This window comes from Mycolicibacterium arcueilense, assembly GCF_058536225.1.
Genome location: NZ_JBZTYL010000010.1, coordinates 139,839 through 154,314, shown reverse-complemented (window position 1 = coordinate 154,314; position 14,476 = coordinate 139,839). Strand labels below are relative to the sequence as shown.

Genomic DNA, 14,476 nt, shown 5'->3' with positions numbered 1-14,476 from the left:
GGCACATGGGCAATTATTCGACAGCGATCCTGGCGGGCGGCTGCTTCTGGGGCATGCAGGACCTCATCCGCAAGCAGCCCGGAGTCGTCTCCACCCGGGTGGGTTACACCGGCGGCCGCAACGATCACCCGACGTATCGGAATCATCCGGGCCACGCGGAGGCCGTCGAGATCGAGTACGACCCCGCACAGACCGATTACCGGGCACTGCTGGAGTTCTTCTTCCAGATCCACGATCCGTCCACCAAGGACCGGCAGGGCAATGACGTCGGCACCAGCTACCGGTCGGCGATCTTCTACCTCGACGACGAGCAGAAGCGCGTTGCGCTGGACACGATCGCCGATGTGGACGCGTCCGGACTGTGGCCGGGCAAGGTCGTCACCGAGGTGACGCCTGCCGTCGATTTCTGGGAGGCCGAGCCCGAGCACCAGGACTATCTGATGCACTACCCGAACGGGTACACCTGCCATTTCCCACGCGCGGGCTGGAAGCTGCCCAAGCGCCAGACCACCGGATAGCGGGTCAGTCCCCCAGCGGCGTGGCGCGGCGACGCACGACCATGCGCCCACCCGCCGCAGGGGTGTAGGCCACGCCGCGAGAGTGCACTTTCTCTCCCGGTGCCGTGGTGGTCTCGATCTCGAAGTGGCGCAGGACCGTTCGCAGCACCACGTCCATCTCCACGTTGGCGAACACCGCCCCGACGCAGCGTCGGGTACCGCCGCCGTACGGTAGCCAGCCCAGCCCGGGCCGGCTGCCGACGAATCGCTGTGGATCGAACCGCTCCGGGTCGGAGAACTCCTTCTGCGCCTCCTGGATCTGCGAGATCGCCACGATCACAGAGTGTCCCCGCGGAATCTCCCAGTCCCCCAGTCGGATCGACGGTGCGTAGACATGGCGGCCGGCGAAGTCGATGACGGTGCGGTTGCGCTGCACCTCGAGGATGGTGGCCTGACGGTATTCATTGCCGTCGGTGGCCGCCTCGGCCTCCAGCTCGGTCAGCACCTTCGGATGACGGCTGATCCGCTCGAAGGCCCAGCCCAGGGTCGACGCCGTGGTCTCGTGTCCGGCGGCCAGCAGGGTCAGCAGCTCGTCGCCGATGTCCTTGCGGGACATGGCCGATCCATCCTCGTAGGTGCTGCGCAACAACAGCGCCAGGATGTCGTCGCGCTGGTCGATGTCCGGGTCGGCCTCGACCTTGTCGATGAGCCGGTTGATGACTGCGTCGTACTGCTGGCGGTATCTGGCCAACCGGCCCCACGGACTGAACCGGCCGAAGGTGCGGGTCGGGGTGGGCACCACCACCAGCCGAGAACCCAGGGTGACCCATGGCGGGATGATCCGGCGCAGCTCGTCGAGTTGTTCGCCATCGGCGCCGAACACCGCACGCAGGATCACGTTGAGGGTGATCCGCATCATCGGCTCGAGCGTCTCGAACTCCTGACCTTCCGGCCAGTTCGCCGAGTCCCGCAGGGTCTCCTCTTCGAAGATCTGCTCGTAGTTCTTGATGCTCTTGCCGTGGAACGGCGGGGTGAGCAGCTTGCGCCGGCGACGATGATCCGTGCCGTCCAGGGCGAACACCGATCCGGATCCCAGGATGCGGCTCAGGTTCGGCTGGATGTTGCCGACGTCGTCGGTGTTGGCGGTGAAGAGCTGCTTGGCCAACTGAGCATCGGCGACGATCACCGTGGGCCCGAAGATGGGGAGTTTGAGCCTGAAGACATCACCCTGACGGCGGGCGATCAGTTTGACCACCCGGCGCCTGGCCAGGGCGAAGCCGATGGCCTGCAACGGCTTCGGAACCCGCGCGTCGGGCGGCACTCGCCCCGCTGCGGTGGTCGCGGTGGACTTCTCGGTGGTCTTCTCAGCTGCTGCCAGCTCGGTCATACCATCTCCAGCCAGGTCCTGGTACCGCTCGGTACCAATCGGTTATGAGGTACGGTACTCCCAGGTACCAGGCAAAGCAAGGGGGTCGGCCTTGATGACCTACCGGCTACGACTTCTCGACGGTCTCGCCGCGGCGATCAGCGACAAGGGCTATCGCGAGACCACGGTGGCCGACATCGTCCGGCACGCCCGAACATCCAAGCGCACGTTCTACGACCAGTTCGGCACCAAAGAGGACGGCTTCCTCGAACTGTTGCGCGCCAACAACGCCGCACTCGTCGACGGCATCCAGGCCGCCGTCGACCCGGAGGCGCCCTGGCAAGACCAGATCGGCCAGGCCGTCGGCGCCTATGTCGACCACATCGCGTCCGCGCCGGCCATCACGTTGAGCTGGATCCGTGAGCTGCCGGCGCTGGGCAGCAGAGCTCGACCGCTGCAACGCGCAGCCCTACGCGAACTGACCGATCTGCTGATCGAACTCAGCGGCAGCGCCGGCTTCGAGCGCGCCGGCCTCCCCCGGCTCACCGAGCCGATGGCCATCATCCTGTTGGGCGGGCTTCGCGAACTGACCGCGCTGATCGTCGAGGACGGCGGGGACATCCAGGAGATCTACGGGCCCGCGGTCGCCGCATCGACGGCGATCATGACGGCGAATTCAGCTCAGCACCAACCGCGCTGACTTCTCCAGCCGGCGCACAACGCCCGAATAGTTCTCGTACCCCATGCCCGCCCACACCAGCGTGCCGGTGTAGAGCAATTCCAGCGCCTCGATCACGTCCAGGTTCACGTCGGGTCCGAGGGCCGCGACCAGGCGGCCCCGGATATCCGCACCGATACGCTGCCGCAGCACATCGACATCGGGGTCCTTGCCGAGCAGCGCGTTGGTGACCGCGCCGGCGAACTCCGGTTCGTCGGCCACCAGCGAGGCGATGTGCTGCAGCACCTCGACCACCCGCGTGGCCGGGTCGGCCGATTCGTGCGCGGCCGGCGGCGCGGCGGACAGTCTGCGCCAGAACACCTCCGCGACGAGGTGTTCTTTCGACGAGAAGTAGGTGTATGCCGTCGCTGCTCCGACGCCGGCCTCGGCAGCCACCCGGCGCACGGTCAGTCCGGCGAATCCATCCCGGGTGATCAGCTGTAATGCGGCCTTACCCAGGCGCTCGACAGTATCGGCCTGCCGTGCACTCAGACGGCGGCGCGTCGACTCCAGAGCCGTCTCGGACACGTGTCCGGACGCTACTACAACCGCCTGAGGCCAGCAACGGTAGGTTGGGCATTCATGAGCACCGCTGACACCGCCCTGCCGCCCCGCGCCGAGCGCCTTTTCACCCTCGCCGAGCAGGTCATCGGCTTCATGCCGGCCGACGAGGGCCGTGCCCTCTACGACGCCGGGGTGCGCTACCTCGACGGTGGGGTCGGGGTGGAGATCGGCACCTACTGCGGCAAGTCGACGGTGATGCTCGGCGCGGCTGCACAGGAGACGGGCTCGGTCATCTACACCGTCGACCACCACCACGGCTCGGAGGAGCACCAGGTGGGCTGGGAGTACCACGACACCACCATGGTCGACCCGGTCACCGGGTTGTTCGACACGCTGCCCACGATGCGCCACACCCTGGATGCCGCGGGGCTGGACGAGCATGTGGTGGCCGTGGTCGGCCGCTCACCCGTGGTGGCACGGGGCTGGCGAACGCCGTTGAGGCTGTTGTTCATCGACGGCGGCCACACCGAAGAGGCCGCACAACGGGACTTCGACGGCTGGGCCCGCTGGGTCGAGGTCGGCGGCGCGCTGATCATCCACGACGTGTTCCCCGATCCGAACGACGGCGGCCAGGCGCCGTTCCACATCTACCAGCGCGCGCTGGCCACCGGCGCCTTCGACGAGGTCGCCGCGATGGGTTCGATGAGGGTCCTGGAGCGGACCTCGGGCGAGCCGGGACAGCTGGACTAGCGGTCGCCGGCCTTCCCGCCGACACACTCACAGTCGTACTCGCCCTCCAGGCCGCGCGGTAGCCCGACGCCCCGGAAGATGCCGCTGGCCGCGGTGGTCTGCGACAGCGCGTCGGCGGCCAGGATCATGGCCGCGCCGGTCCAGGTGGTGCGCTCCTCGGGCCAGCGTTTGCCGTCGGCGAAAACCAGTCCGGTCCAATAGGATCCGTCGTCCTCGCGCAGGTGCTGCATGGCCGCGAACTGCTCGTGCGCCCTGCGGGTGTCACCGATCGCATCCAGCGCCATCACCAGCTCACACGTCTCCGCGCCGGTCACCCAGGGCCGGTGATCGACGCACCGGATGCCCAGCCCCGGCACCACGAAGTCGTCCCACCGATCGGCGATCCGGGCGTGGGCCGCAGTTCCGTGCAGGGCCCCGCCGAGCACCGGGTAGTACCACTCCATCGCGTGGGTGTCCTTGGCGGAGAACGCCTCTGGATGCGCAGCGATGGCGTGGCCGAGACGTCCGACGGCGACCTCCCACTCCGGCTGGGGATCGTCGAGGTAATCGGCGAGCGCCAGCCCGCACCGGATGCTGTGGTACACACTGGCGCAGCCGGTCAGCAGCGCCTCCTCGACCGGACCCGCGGGGCTTGCAGCCCAGTAGATCTCGCCGCCGGAGGCCTGCAGGCCGAGGACGAAGTCGAGCGCCCGGGTCACCACCGGCCACATCAGCTCGGCGAAGGACCGGTCCGCGGTGATCAGCACGTGGTGCCAGACGCCGGTGGCGACGTAGGCACAGAAGTTGCTGTCGCTGTTGGCGTCCTCGATGACGCCGTTGCGCAGCTGGATCGGCCAGGAACCGTCCGCACGCTGCACGGTGCGGCACCAGTCGAACGCCGCCCGGGCCGGTTCGATCAGGCCGGCCACGGTCAGCGCCATGGCGTTCTCGACGTGGTCCCACGGGTCGGTGTGGCCGCCGTCGAACCACGGCAGGGCCCCTGAGGACTCCTGGGTCGCGGCGATCGACCGTGCCGTCTGCACACAGTCGTCTGGTGTCAAAACTCCGGGCACACCGGGGATCTCAGGCAAAAGCACCGCGGCGGCCTACCCGTTGTATTCCGGCTTGCGGAAATAGAGTGCCACGCTCTTGCCGATCACCGGGTTCAGCAGCGACTCGGCGGTGCGGGTGAGCCAGGGGCGCCCCATCATGTCCCACACCAGCAGCTGGTGATAGGCCTTGACTGCGAAGTGGTCGTTCTTCTCGGTGCCGACAAGACATTTCAGCCACCAGTACGGCGCGTGCAGCGCGTGCTCGTGGTGCGTATGGGTGAGTTTGAGCCCATGGGCCAGGACCTTGTCGCGCAGCTCGTCGGCCTTGTAGATGCGGATGTGTCCGCCCTCGTTGGCGTGATATTCGTCCGACAGCAGCCAGCACACCTTCTCCGGGAGCCAGCGCGGCACGGTGATGGCCAGGGAGCCACCGGGTTTGAGGACACGTACCAGTTCGGCGATGGCCTGCTCGTCCTGCGGGACGTGCTCCAGGATCTCCGAGGCGATGACGCAATCGAAGCTGGCGTCGGTGTACGGCAGGTCGAGCGCGTCACCCTTGACGGCCTCACCCTTGGCCGACAGCGGAACCTCGCCCTCTGCCCGCATGGCCTGCAGCATCGTGTCGACGTCGTTGAGGTCGGACGCGCTCTGGTCAAAGCCGATCACCGACGCTCCGCGCCGGTACGCCTCGAACGTGTGCCGGCCCGCGCCGCAGCCGACGTCGATCACCGTGGTGCCCGGTCCGACACCGAGACGATCGAAATCGACGGTCAGCATCGCGCTTCCTTCCCTGCCCGCGCACGGGCCATCTCGTACACCGATACCGTCTGTGCGGCAACCGATTCCCAACTGAAGACGTCGAGCGCGCGCTGGCGCCCGGCAGCGCCGAGTCTGCGCCGTTCCGACGGCGAGTCGAGCAGTTCACCCAGGACGGCGGTCAGCTCGTCGACGTCGGCCGGGCGCACCAACCGGGCGCAGGCACCGTCGTCACCGACCACCTCGGGCAGTGCCCCCGCGCGGCTGGCGACGATCGGGGTGCCGCTGGCCATGGCCTCCACGGCGGGCAGCGAAAAGCCCTCGTAGAGCGACGGGATGCAGGCCACTTCGGCGGAGGCGAGCAGCGCGGCGAGTTCCTCATCGCTCAGCCCACTCGAGCTGTGCACGATGTCGGAAATACCGAGCTCGGCAATGAGTTTCTCGGTCGGCCCGTTCGGTTCGAGCTTGGACACCAACTGCACGTCGAGATCGCGGGCCACCCGCAGCCGGGCCACCGCGTGGAGCAGATGGCTGACACCCTTGAGCGGAACGTCGGCGCTGGCGATCGCGATGATCCGGCCGCTCACCCGGTGCTCGGCAGGTTTGAACAGCTCGGTGTCCACACCCAGCGGCACGATGTGCAGCTGATCCGGAGTCACGCCGAAGTCCTCGGCGATATCAGCGGCCGAGGACGACGACACGGTGAGTAGCTCGGGGATCTTGCGGGCGACCTTCTTCTGCATCTCGGCGAACCCGTACCAGCGCCGCACCAGCGGCTTGCGCCACCACTTGGCCGCGGCGATCTCGACGACCCGGTCACGCGTGATCGGGTGATGCACCGTGGCCACGACGGGTAGGCCACTGGCGGCGATCTTCAGCAGCGCCGAGCCCAGGCTCTGGTTGTCGTGGACGACGTCGAACTCGTCGCGGCGCTCGGCCAGAATCCTGGCGACCCGCATGGTGAAGGTCCGCGGCTCAGGGAACCCGGCACTCCACATGGTGGCCAGTTCCAGGGCGTCGATACCGTCGCGGATCTCGCTGGGCCGGGGCACCCGGAACGGGTCCGGCTCGCGGTAGAGATCGAGGCTGGGGACCTTGGTGAGCTTGACCCGGGGATCCAGGCCCTCGGGATAGGGCTGGCCGGAGAAGACCTCGACCTCGTGGCCGAGTTCGGCGAGCCCGCGGCTCAGATAGCGCACGTAGACGCCCTGGCCACCGCAGTGAGTCTTGCTCCGATAGGACAGCAACGCGATACGCATAATCAGATCACCCGACGGCCGAAATCGTGCTGAGCTGGGAATACACGCTCACGCGTCAACTCCGAACCCTCTGGACATGTGTCCAGACTATAGTTTGACCTGCTAGCCAACGCAACGCGTCGGCCCGCGGTCAGCCGGGAGGAAAGCCGCCCGTGGCAACCGGGCCCCAGCGCACCGGGGTGACCCGGATCAGGCACTTTCCCTGCTCCACCATCGCCTGCCGGTACTCATCCCAGTCCGGGTGCTCACCCGCCACCGCCCGGAAATAGTCGACCAGCGGTTCGACCGCGTCGGGCAGTCCGATCACCTCGGCGTCACCGTCGACTTGCACGTACGGACCGTTGAACTCATCGGACAGCACCGTCACGCTGGCCCGGGGCGTACGCCGGAGGTTGGCTGCCTTCGCCCGCTGCGGATAGCTCGCGATCACGATGCGTCCCTGCTCATCTACCCCACCGGTCACCGGTGACGTCTGTAGCGAGCCGTCGGCCCGGAACGTGGTCAGCACCATGTGGTGCCTGGCGCGCACGAAGTCCAGGAGTTCGTCGATCCCTACGGTGTCAGCGGTCGCGTACTTTCTGGTCATGGTTCGACGGTAGGACAAAGGCGAAGGGCCGTGGGAAACCCAGCCCGGTCAGCCTGGCGCCCCGCATATCCGCGACATCGACCGGCAACACCAGGCCCGACGAGGGTTCGTAGCACTCCAGAACCTCGCGGCCCTCGCCGACGAACAACACCCAGTGCCGTGGGATGCCGCGCTCGCCGATCAGCATCGCCACCGGCCAACCCTCCGCGACCGCGCGTCGCACATCCGACAACGAGTCACGGGTACCCCAAAACCGCCGCCACCGGTATGCCACTCCACGTTTCGCACTGTGATCGGTCAATGCGCGGGCCATGCCCGCGGGTGTGGTCCCGAGCTGTCGCGGCCAGATCCGGTTGACAGCGGCGTGAATTCGCCCCTGCTCCGCGGCGAACCAGGTGTGCCCCTCGGGGCTCAGCAACTCCGCACGATACGTGTGATCCAGCAGGGCACCGGCCACCACCGCCACGGTCGGGCCACACGTGACCCCGTCGCGCTGCCGTAGCCGCAAGGCCGCCAGTTTGCCTGGCTTCACACAGATCCGGTCATCGGAGCGATCAATTTCTGCCATCGGAATTAAAGCGTCTGAACTGCCGGTTCTTACCGGTACATGGCAGCGTAAGCGACTATCGGAAGTCAGGACACTCCAGGTGCGAAACACCATCGGAAACTCTCGGATCATCGCCGCGGCGCTGGGCGTTGCGGTGGCCGCGATCATCGGTTCGGCGGGGGTGGCCTCGGCCGCGCCCAACGGCCCCAGCAATGCCCAGCAGACCATCAAAGAGCTGCAGTCGCAGGGTTACACGGTGATCGTCAACCGCGTGGGCTCGTCCCCACTGGATCAGGCATCCGTCGTGGCCGTGCGGCCGGGCCCCAACTTCAGCCGCACCGACACTCTCAGCGCGGTCACGCAGCGCACGGTTTACGTCGACGTCAAGTAGCAGACAGCGGCCGCCGTCGGCGTCGATAATGATGCGATGGCAGTGAACGTGGCGGACCTGCTCGGCAGCGAGTTGGGCGCTCTGCGATATCAGCCCACGCCCAAGAGAATTCGGATCTGTCTCGGCGGTGAGCCGGTGGCCGACACCAGCGAGGCCGTCCTGGTCTGGGAGCCACGCCGGGTGGTCCCGACGTATGCGGTGCCGCGCTCGGCATTGACGGCGCAACTTGTTCCGGCCGGCGGGGATGTCGGGGACGACGAGATCCCCGGCTTCCTCGATCCGTCGGTGCCGTTCACGGCGCACACCTGTCCGGGCACGGCGTTCGACGTCATCGCCGGTGAAGAAACCGGTGCCGCCGCGGCGTTCCAGCCGGACGACCCGGAGCTGACCGAGTACGTGATCCTGGATTTCGCGACGTTCGAATGGCGTGAAGAGGATGAGCCGATCGTCGCGCACCCGCACGACCCGTTCCACCGGATAGACGTCCGGCGCAGCCGCCGACGGATCCGCATCGAACTCGACGGGAAGGTGCTGGCCGAATCCTGCAGTCCCATGCTGCTATTCGAGACCGGACTGCCGACCCGCCACTACCTTCCCCGCGAAGACGTGACGGCCGTTCTCGACGTCAGCGACACCGTCACCTACTGCGCGTACAAAGGCCGGGCCACCTACTTTTCACTGCCCGGCGGACCTGCCGATCTGGCCTGGGCCTATCACGAACCGCTGATCGAGGCGGTGCCGGTCCGCGACCACATCTGCTTCTTCGACGAGCGGGTCGACGTATTCGTCGACGGTGAACGGATGGATCGCCCTGTCACCGCGTGGAGCTGACGGCGCAGGACTGACGGAACGTCTGTTTGCGGCCGCCCGGTTCTGGCAACATCTGACACCGACACCAATGTCAGCTGACCGGAGGTCATGATGGGCCCATCGGACGTCACGCTCACCGCGGCCGCCGGCACAGAAGGCGGTGGTGCCGCACTCGACCAGGTGATCGGGATGTCGGTGGTCGCCCTGATCGTCACCGTCGCGCTGCTGTGGATCGGCTACCTGCACCGCAACCGGCGTATCACCTGGCTCAATAATTTCGCCGAATGGCTGGGCCGCAAGTTCCACCGGCCGCCGTGGGTGGCGCTGCAGGTGTTCCTGTTCACTGCGACCATCATCTGCGCGCTGTTCGGTTTCATCTGGGACGTCAGCCTCCATATCGGCAAGGGCCGCGATGCCGGTCCGCTGGCCAATCCCGCGCACTATTTCATCCTGATCGGCCTGTTCCTGCTGTTCATCGCCGGGTCGATGGCCATCGTCTTGCCGTATGACAAGCCCGGCCCGGCCGCCATCCGGATCACCCGTACCTGGTACGCCCCGGTCGGCGGTGTGCTGATGGCGCTGTGCGGGCTGTACGCGCTCATCGGTTTCCCGCTCGACGACATCTGGCACCGGATCTTCGGGCAGGACGTCACCCTTTGGGGCCCAACCCATTTGATGCTCATCGGTGGAGCCGGGTTGTCTCTGATAGCCGTGCTGTTACTCGAACACGAGGGCCGGGTGGCAATGGGGCCCGACGGCATGGCCGAGGACAGCAAGTTCAACAAGTTCCTCTATTTCCTGTCCTTCGGCGGCCTGTTCATCGGACTCTCGGTCTTCCAGATCGAATACGACTTCGGTGTCGAGCAGTTCCGCCTGGTGCTGCAGCCGATGATGATCGCGGCCGCGGCGGCCTTTGCCGCGGTCGCGGCACGCCTGGTTCTCGGCCCGGGCGCCGCGCTGATCGCCGCCGCATTCGCGATCGCGTTGCGCGGAGCCGTGGCCTTCATCGTCGGCCCGGTCCTGGGAGCGCCGATCAGTTGGTTCGCGCTCTACCTGGGCCCGGCACTGGTGGTCGAACTCATCGCGCTGACCCCACTTGTGAAGCGCCCCATCCTGTTCGGCGCGGTGGCCGGTCTCGGTGTGGCCACCGTCGGACTCTGGCTGGAATCGTTGTGGATCGGCGCGGTCTACCACTACCCGTGGCCCACCAGCATGTGGGGCGAGGCGCTGGCCATGGCGATCCCGGTCGCCGTCGCGATGGGTCTGTGCGGCGCGCTGCTGGCCCTGGTCCTCACCGGGCAGCCGTTACCCCGGCCCGCGGTGGGAATCTCCATCGTGGTGCTCACCGTCCTGGTGATCGGCGGCGCGGTGGCCAACGGGTTACGCACCGAAGTTCCGCAAAATGCCACTGCCACCATCGCTTTGACGGACCTCCCGGCTGACAATGGGCACCGGATGGCCTCGGCCGATGTCCAGATCACCCCGGCCGGCCTGATCGGCGACAACCCGGAGTGGGTGTCGATCCTGGCGTGGCAGGGCGGCCTGGCCAACCATCGCGGCCTGATCATCGACCGGTTGGAGAAGGTGGGCCCGGGGCACTACCGCTCGACGCAGCCCATCCCCGTTTCCGGAAGTTGGAAGACCCTGTTACGCGTGCAGGACGGCACCACGATGGCCGGTGTGCCGATCTTCCTGCCCGCCGATCCGGGCATCGGTGCCACCGAAACCCCGGCACTCACCTCCAGCAACCGGGAGTTCGTGCAGGAGATCGAGATTCTGCAGCGCGAACGCAATCTCGATCATCCGTCCTGGTTGTACAACGCGGCTTCGCTGGTCGTCCTAGTGTGCACCCTGATCCTGATCGCCGGGCTGACCTGGGGTGCGGGCCGGATCAACGCCAGGGAGCTGGCCGCAGGCCGTGAACCCGCCGGGCGCACATGACGTATCAGGCCGACCACACGCTGCTGCTCGCATTGCCGGCGTTCGCTCCGGCCGTGGTCGTGGTGGGCGTCGTGGTGTACGTGGCCATGCGGGACAGGCGCCGCGGAGATGACAGCGACGCGAACCAAGACGACGTTCAAGATGAAGGTATGGACTCCTCAGGCGAAGATGGTTCACCGTGATCAACCTCAAAAGCAGTGTCATCGTAATGGCGTCCGCCCTCGCCCTGGTGACGGCCGGTTGCGGCGGCTCCGGCGGGTCCGAGAAGACCGACGGCTCAGCCGGTTCGGCCACCCCCTCGGTGACCACGGTGAACCCGTCAGACATGACCAATGAGCAGCAGGCACCCGCCCGGCTGCTGATCGACGTCACCATCAAGGGCGGGGAGGTCACCCCGACCAACGAGCGGGTGCAGGGCAAGGTCGGCGAGCCGATCGTGGTGCGGGTCAACAGCGACGCCACCGATGAGCTGCACGTGCACTCCAACCCCGAGCACAGCTTCAAGATCGAGGCTCGCAACGGTCAGCAGTTCCAGTTCGCCGTCGATGTGCCCGGCACGGTCGACATCGAACTGCACCAGCTGAACCGGACGATCGCCAGCGTGCAAGTACAGCAGTGACGGCCGGGTCGACCGCGGTACTGGCCCATGGTCTGGGCGGTTCGACCGATCTCCCGATCCCGTACACCTATGCGCTGATCGGCGCGGCGTGGACGCTGACGTTCACCTTCGCGGTGGTGGCACTGGCCTGGCGTCGGCCCCGATTCGATCCGGACAAGCCGGGCCTGCCCCTTCCGTCCTGGGTGACGACGGCCGTGGACGCCGCCGTGACGCGCTGGGTGGTGGGCCTGCTCGCGCTCACCCTCGCCGGGTGGGTGGCCTACACCGGCTTCGCCCGGGCGGCGGGCGCCAACCCCCTGCCGGGTGTCTTCTATGTCCTGCTGTGGGTCGGGCTGGTCGCGACCTCGGTGCTGTTGGGCCCGGTGTGGCGGCTCATCTCTCCGGTCCGGACCCTGTACCGCTTCGTGCCCGTCGCGTCGCGGTGGCACTACCCCGAGCGGCTCGGCTACTGGCCGGCCGCCGCGGGGTTGTTCGCCTTCGTATGGCTGGAGTTGGCCAGCCCGGACCCGGGATCGGTTGTGGCGATTCGCAACTGGCTGTTGGTCTACCTGGCGGTGACACTCGCCGGAGCATTGTGCTGCGGTCCGCGCTGGCTGGAGAGCGCCGACCCGTTCGAGGTGTACAGCACGGTGGCGTCGAAGCTTTCGCCGGTGCGCCGCCACGACGGCCGGTTCGTGCTGGGCAACCCGTTCGATCACCTGCCGTCGCTGACGGTGCGGCCGGGACTGGTCGCCGTGCTGGCGGTGCTCCTGGGATCCACCGCGTTCGACAGCTTCTCGGCGATGCCGCAGTGGCGCAACTTCGTCGACGCGCATTCAGGATCGCCACTGGGCTCCAGCCTGATCCGGACCGCGGGCCTGCTGGTGTTCGCCGCCACGGTGGCGGTCACGTTCTGGGCGGCCACCCGCACCACCGGCGGGGTCGACCGCCTGCTGCGCCGCCAATTGCCCGGACTGATGGCGCACTCGCTGATCCCGATCGTCATCGGCTACGTGTTCGCGCACTACCTGTCCTACCTGGTCGAGCGGGGCCAGCAGACGGTGATCCTGCTCTTCGGGCTCCACGACGTGCAGGTCAGCTACTTCCTGTCCGGTCATCCGACGCTGTTGGCCACCCTCAAGGTCGGGTTCGTGCTCGCCGGACACGTGGCCGGGGTGATCGCGGCGCATGACCGGGCCCTACGCCTGCTGCCGAAACAGCATCAGCTGACCGGCCAACTCGCGACGATGCTGGTGATGGTCGGCTACACCTTCACCGGTCTTTATCTGCTGTTCGGCGGGTAGCGTCGGGATCATGCACACGTCCCGCGCACTCATCGTCGTCGACGTGCAGAACGATTTCTGTGAAGGCGGCTCGCTGGCGGTCACCGGTGGGTCGGCGGTGGCGCGGGACATCACCGCACTGCTCGCCGGCGACCACGGATACGACCATGTGGTGGCCACCAAGGATTTCCACATCGACCCGGGCGACCATTTCTCCGACACCCCCGACTATCGGACTTCGTGGCCGCGCCACTGCGTGGCCGGCACCCCAGGTGCGGCGTTCCACCCCGATTTCGATCCGGCCGCGGTCGAGGCCGTGTTCGAGAAGGGGCATCACTCGGCCGCCTACAGCGGCTTCGAGGGCGTCGACTCTTCGGGGACGCCGCTGGCGGACTGGTTGGCCGGGCGGGGCGTCGAGGCGGTGGACGTGGTGGGCATCGCCACCGACTACTGCGTCGCGGCCACCGCAGCCGACGCGGCTCGAACCGGCCTGCAGACCAGGGTGTTGACCGATCTGACCGCGGGTGTCGCGCCCGAGAGCAGCACTGCGGCAATCGATGAACTTCGCAGCGCCGGAGTGGAAGTCATCTAGTCGGGTCGACCGGCCGGCCCGACCAGCGCGGATCCCGACGCTCGACGTAGGCACGAACCCCTTCGCGCGCATCGTCGTGCGCCATCAAACGCAGATGGATCTCGGTCTCCCGGGCACCGACGCCGGCCCGGTCGAGGTCGTACGAATCCCACAGCAGCCGCTTGCTGGCCGCGACGGACATCGGCGCGGTGTTGACCGCGATGTCGTGTGCGAGTTCCAGTGCGGCGGGCAGCACCTGCTCCGCCGGCAGCACCCGGCTGCCCAGGCCGAGTTCGACCGCGCGATGTCCGTCGAATGTGGCTCCGGTCAGCAGGATCTCCGCCGCATTGGCGAGGCCCACCAGCCTGGGTAGCACCCAGTGCGAGTAGGCGTCGCCGACCATGCCGCGCCGGGCCTGCACCACGCCGTACCGGGCATCGGCGGCGAAAAACCTGATGTCGCACTGCAATGCGAGTGTCAGGCCGATGCCGATGGCGTGTCCGTTGACAGCCGCGATCACCGGCTTGCCGAGGGTCCAGGCCGGTACGGCCAGGCCGGCGGCGCTGAACTCCTGCCCCGGCTCGGTGAAGGTCTGCTCCCCCGCGCCGAGATCCGCGCCGGCACAGAACGCGGGTGGGGCCCCGGTCAGCACGATCACCCGGACCGCGTCGTCGGCGTCGCACCGCAGGTAGGCATCGGCCAACTCCTCGCGCATGCCGCCGCCGAACGCGTTGCGCTGCGCTGGGCGGTCCAGCGTGATGATCGCGACCGAATGGTCGAGGGTGACCCGCACCGTCCGGTACGCCGACAGGTCAGAGCGAGTGGTCACAGCTGACTGTACCGCCGAACATTCACCCGGCCGCAGGTC

At 67.5% G+C, this 14,476-nt stretch carries 18 protein-coding genes; 10 read left to right on the top strand and 8 right to left on the bottom strand.

Translation table 11 applies throughout. The annotated features are described in order from the left end of the window. The first annotated feature begins 5 nt into the window (after positions 1-5). Positions 6-518, top strand: a complete 513-nt coding sequence (msrA, locus tag AC4LGL_RS15920) for a peptide-methionine (S)-S-oxide reductase MsrA (RefSeq protein WP_491839599.1) — start codon at positions 6-8, stop codon at positions 516-518. A gap of 4 nt (positions 519-522) precedes the next feature. Here msrA and AC4LGL_RS15915 read toward each other — a convergent pair whose 3' ends face one another. After that, on the bottom strand, positions 523-1,884 hold the full coding sequence (locus AC4LGL_RS15915; RefSeq protein WP_491839598.1) for a cytochrome P450: 1,362 nt from the start codon (positions 1,882-1,884) through the stop codon (positions 523-525). Positions 1,885-1,978: 94 nt separating this feature from the next. Between AC4LGL_RS15915 and AC4LGL_RS15910 the strand changes: the two genes are divergently transcribed. Then, positions 1,979-2,563 carry a TetR/AcrR family transcriptional regulator gene (locus tag AC4LGL_RS15910; RefSeq protein ID WP_491839597.1) on the top strand — a complete coding sequence of 195 codons (585 nt, stop codon included), beginning with the start codon at positions 1,979-1,981 and terminating at the stop codon, positions 2,561-2,563. Here the strand turns inward: AC4LGL_RS15910 and AC4LGL_RS15905 are convergent. Then, entirely contained in the window at positions 2,540-3,109 is a 570-nt protein-coding gene (locus AC4LGL_RS15905; protein WP_491839596.1) for a TetR/AcrR family transcriptional regulator, read from the bottom strand. The genes AC4LGL_RS15910 and AC4LGL_RS15905 overlap by 24 nt on opposite strands. A 54-nt stretch (positions 3,110-3,163) precedes the next feature. Between AC4LGL_RS15905 and AC4LGL_RS15900 the strand changes: the two genes are divergently transcribed. Beyond that, on the top strand, positions 3,164-3,835 hold the full coding sequence (locus AC4LGL_RS15900) for a class I SAM-dependent methyltransferase (protein ID WP_491839595.1): 672 nt from the start codon (positions 3,164-3,166) through the stop codon (positions 3,833-3,835). Here AC4LGL_RS15900 and mmpH read toward each other — a convergent pair. From mmpH to AC4LGL_RS15875, 5 genes are all read right to left on the bottom strand, one after another. After that, positions 3,832-4,911, bottom strand: coding sequence for an MMP endo-(1,4)-3-O-methyl-alpha-D-mannosidase (gene mmpH / locus AC4LGL_RS15895; RefSeq protein WP_491839594.1), 1,080 nt, complete (start codon positions 4,909-4,911; stop codon positions 3,832-3,834). The genes AC4LGL_RS15900 and mmpH overlap by 4 nt on opposite strands. A gap of 9 nt (positions 4,912-4,920) precedes the next feature. Beyond that, the gene (locus AC4LGL_RS15890; protein WP_463791782.1) at positions 4,921-5,643 is read right to left on the bottom strand and encodes a class I SAM-dependent methyltransferase; all 723 of its coding nucleotides are present in this window, start codon (positions 5,641-5,643) and stop codon (positions 4,921-4,923) included. Beyond that, positions 5,637-6,881, bottom strand: a complete 1,245-nt coding sequence (gene manT / locus AC4LGL_RS15885; protein WP_491839593.1) for an MMP alpha-(1->4)-mannosyltransferase — start codon at positions 6,879-6,881, stop codon at positions 5,637-5,639. Before manT ends, AC4LGL_RS15890 begins: the two co-directional genes overlap by 7 nt. A 130-nt stretch (positions 6,882-7,011) precedes the next feature. After that, the gene (locus tag AC4LGL_RS15880) at positions 7,012-7,467 is read right to left on the bottom strand and encodes a PPOX class F420-dependent oxidoreductase (protein WP_491839592.1); all 456 of its coding nucleotides are present in this window, start codon (positions 7,465-7,467) and stop codon (positions 7,012-7,014) included. Further along, complete coding sequence (locus AC4LGL_RS15875; protein ID WP_491839707.1) at positions 7,442-7,999, bottom strand: hypothetical protein; 558 nt, start codon at positions 7,997-7,999, stop codon at positions 7,442-7,444. The genes AC4LGL_RS15880 and AC4LGL_RS15875 overlap by 26 nt, the downstream gene beginning before the upstream one ends. Positions 8,000-8,114: 115 nt before the next feature. On the opposite strand from AC4LGL_RS15875, the gene AC4LGL_RS15870 reads away from it, so the two are divergent. From AC4LGL_RS15870 to AC4LGL_RS15840, 7 genes are all read left to right on the top strand, one after another. Next, positions 8,115-8,405 carry a hypothetical protein gene (locus tag AC4LGL_RS15870; protein WP_491839591.1) on the top strand — a complete coding sequence of 97 codons (291 nt, stop codon included), beginning with the start codon at positions 8,115-8,117 and terminating at the stop codon, positions 8,403-8,405. 36 nt (positions 8,406-8,441) lie between these two features. Further along, entirely contained in the window at positions 8,442-9,236 is a 795-nt protein-coding gene (locus AC4LGL_RS15865; protein ID WP_491839590.1) for a DUF427 domain-containing protein, read from the top strand. A gap of 87 nt (positions 9,237-9,323) precedes the next feature. After that, on the top strand, positions 9,324-11,156 hold the full coding sequence (locus tag AC4LGL_RS15860; protein WP_491839589.1) for a hypothetical protein: 1,833 nt from the start codon (positions 9,324-9,326) through the stop codon (positions 11,154-11,156). Continuing rightward, the gene (locus tag AC4LGL_RS15855) at positions 11,153-11,338 is read left to right on the top strand and encodes a hypothetical protein (protein WP_491839588.1); all 186 of its coding nucleotides are present in this window, start codon (positions 11,153-11,155) and stop codon (positions 11,336-11,338) included. The genes AC4LGL_RS15860 and AC4LGL_RS15855 overlap by 4 nt, the downstream gene beginning before the upstream one ends. A 26-nt stretch (positions 11,339-11,364) precedes the next feature. After that, positions 11,365-11,775 (top strand): hypothetical protein, encoded by a 411-nt coding sequence (locus AC4LGL_RS15850; protein WP_491839587.1) that lies wholly within the window; start codon positions 11,365-11,367, stop codon positions 11,773-11,775. Next, positions 11,772-13,058, top strand: coding sequence for a hypothetical protein (locus tag AC4LGL_RS15845; RefSeq protein WP_491839586.1), 1,287 nt, complete (start codon positions 11,772-11,774; stop codon positions 13,056-13,058). The genes AC4LGL_RS15850 and AC4LGL_RS15845 overlap by 4 nt, the downstream gene beginning before the upstream one ends. Positions 13,059-13,068: 10 nt before the next feature. Further along, positions 13,069-13,629 carry an isochorismatase family protein gene (locus AC4LGL_RS15840; RefSeq protein WP_491839585.1) on the top strand — a complete coding sequence of 187 codons (561 nt, stop codon included), beginning with the start codon at positions 13,069-13,071 and terminating at the stop codon, positions 13,627-13,629. Here the strand turns inward: AC4LGL_RS15840 and AC4LGL_RS15835 are convergent. Further along, the gene (locus AC4LGL_RS15835) at positions 13,622-14,437 is read right to left on the bottom strand and encodes an enoyl-CoA hydratase/isomerase family protein (RefSeq protein ID WP_491839584.1); all 816 of its coding nucleotides are present in this window, start codon (positions 14,435-14,437) and stop codon (positions 13,622-13,624) included. The two genes, AC4LGL_RS15840 and AC4LGL_RS15835, sit on opposite strands and share 8 nt — an antisense overlap. Between the last annotated feature and the right edge of the window lie 39 nt (positions 14,438-14,476).

Excerpts from the sequence above, each read along its gene's own strand:
- AC4LGL_RS15840 (WP_491839585.1), top strand. The coding sequence starts at position 13,069 with ATGCACACGTCCCGCGCACTCATCGTCGTCGACGTGCAGAACGATTTC.
- AC4LGL_RS15850 (WP_491839587.1), top strand. The coding sequence starts at position 11,365 with ATGGCGTCCGCCCTCGCCCTGGTGACGGCCGGTTGCGGCGGCTCCGGC.
- AC4LGL_RS15865 (WP_491839590.1), top strand. The coding sequence starts at position 8,442 with ATGGCAGTGAACGTGGCGGACCTGCTCGGCAGCGAGTTGGGCGCTCTG.
- manT (WP_491839593.1), bottom strand. The coding sequence starts at position 6,881 with ATGCGTATCGCGTTGCTGTCCTATCGGAGCAAGACTCACTGCGGTGGC.
- AC4LGL_RS15910 (WP_491839597.1), top strand. The coding sequence starts at position 1,979 with ATGACCTACCGGCTACGACTTCTCGACGGTCTCGCCGCGGCGATCAGC.
- AC4LGL_RS15860 (WP_491839589.1), top strand. The coding sequence starts at position 9,324 with ATGATGGGCCCATCGGACGTCACGCTCACCGCGGCCGCCGGCACAGAA.
- AC4LGL_RS15880 (WP_491839592.1), bottom strand. The coding sequence starts at position 7,467 with ATGACCAGAAAGTACGCGACCGCTGACACCGTAGGGATCGACGAACTC.
- AC4LGL_RS15900 (WP_491839595.1), top strand. The coding sequence starts at position 3,164 with ATGAGCACCGCTGACACCGCCCTGCCGCCCCGCGCCGAGCGCCTTTTC.
- AC4LGL_RS15915 (WP_491839598.1), bottom strand. The coding sequence starts at position 1,884 with ATGACCGAGCTGGCAGCAGCTGAGAAGACCACCGAGAAGTCCACCGCG.
- AC4LGL_RS15855 (WP_491839588.1), top strand. The coding sequence starts at position 11,153 with ATGACGTATCAGGCCGACCACACGCTGCTGCTCGCATTGCCGGCGTTC.
- msrA (WP_491839599.1), top strand. The coding sequence starts at position 6 with ATGGGCAATTATTCGACAGCGATCCTGGCGGGCGGCTGCTTCTGGGGC.
- AC4LGL_RS15890 (WP_463791782.1), bottom strand. The coding sequence starts at position 5,643 with ATGCTGACCGTCGATTTCGATCGTCTCGGTGTCGGACCGGGCACCACG.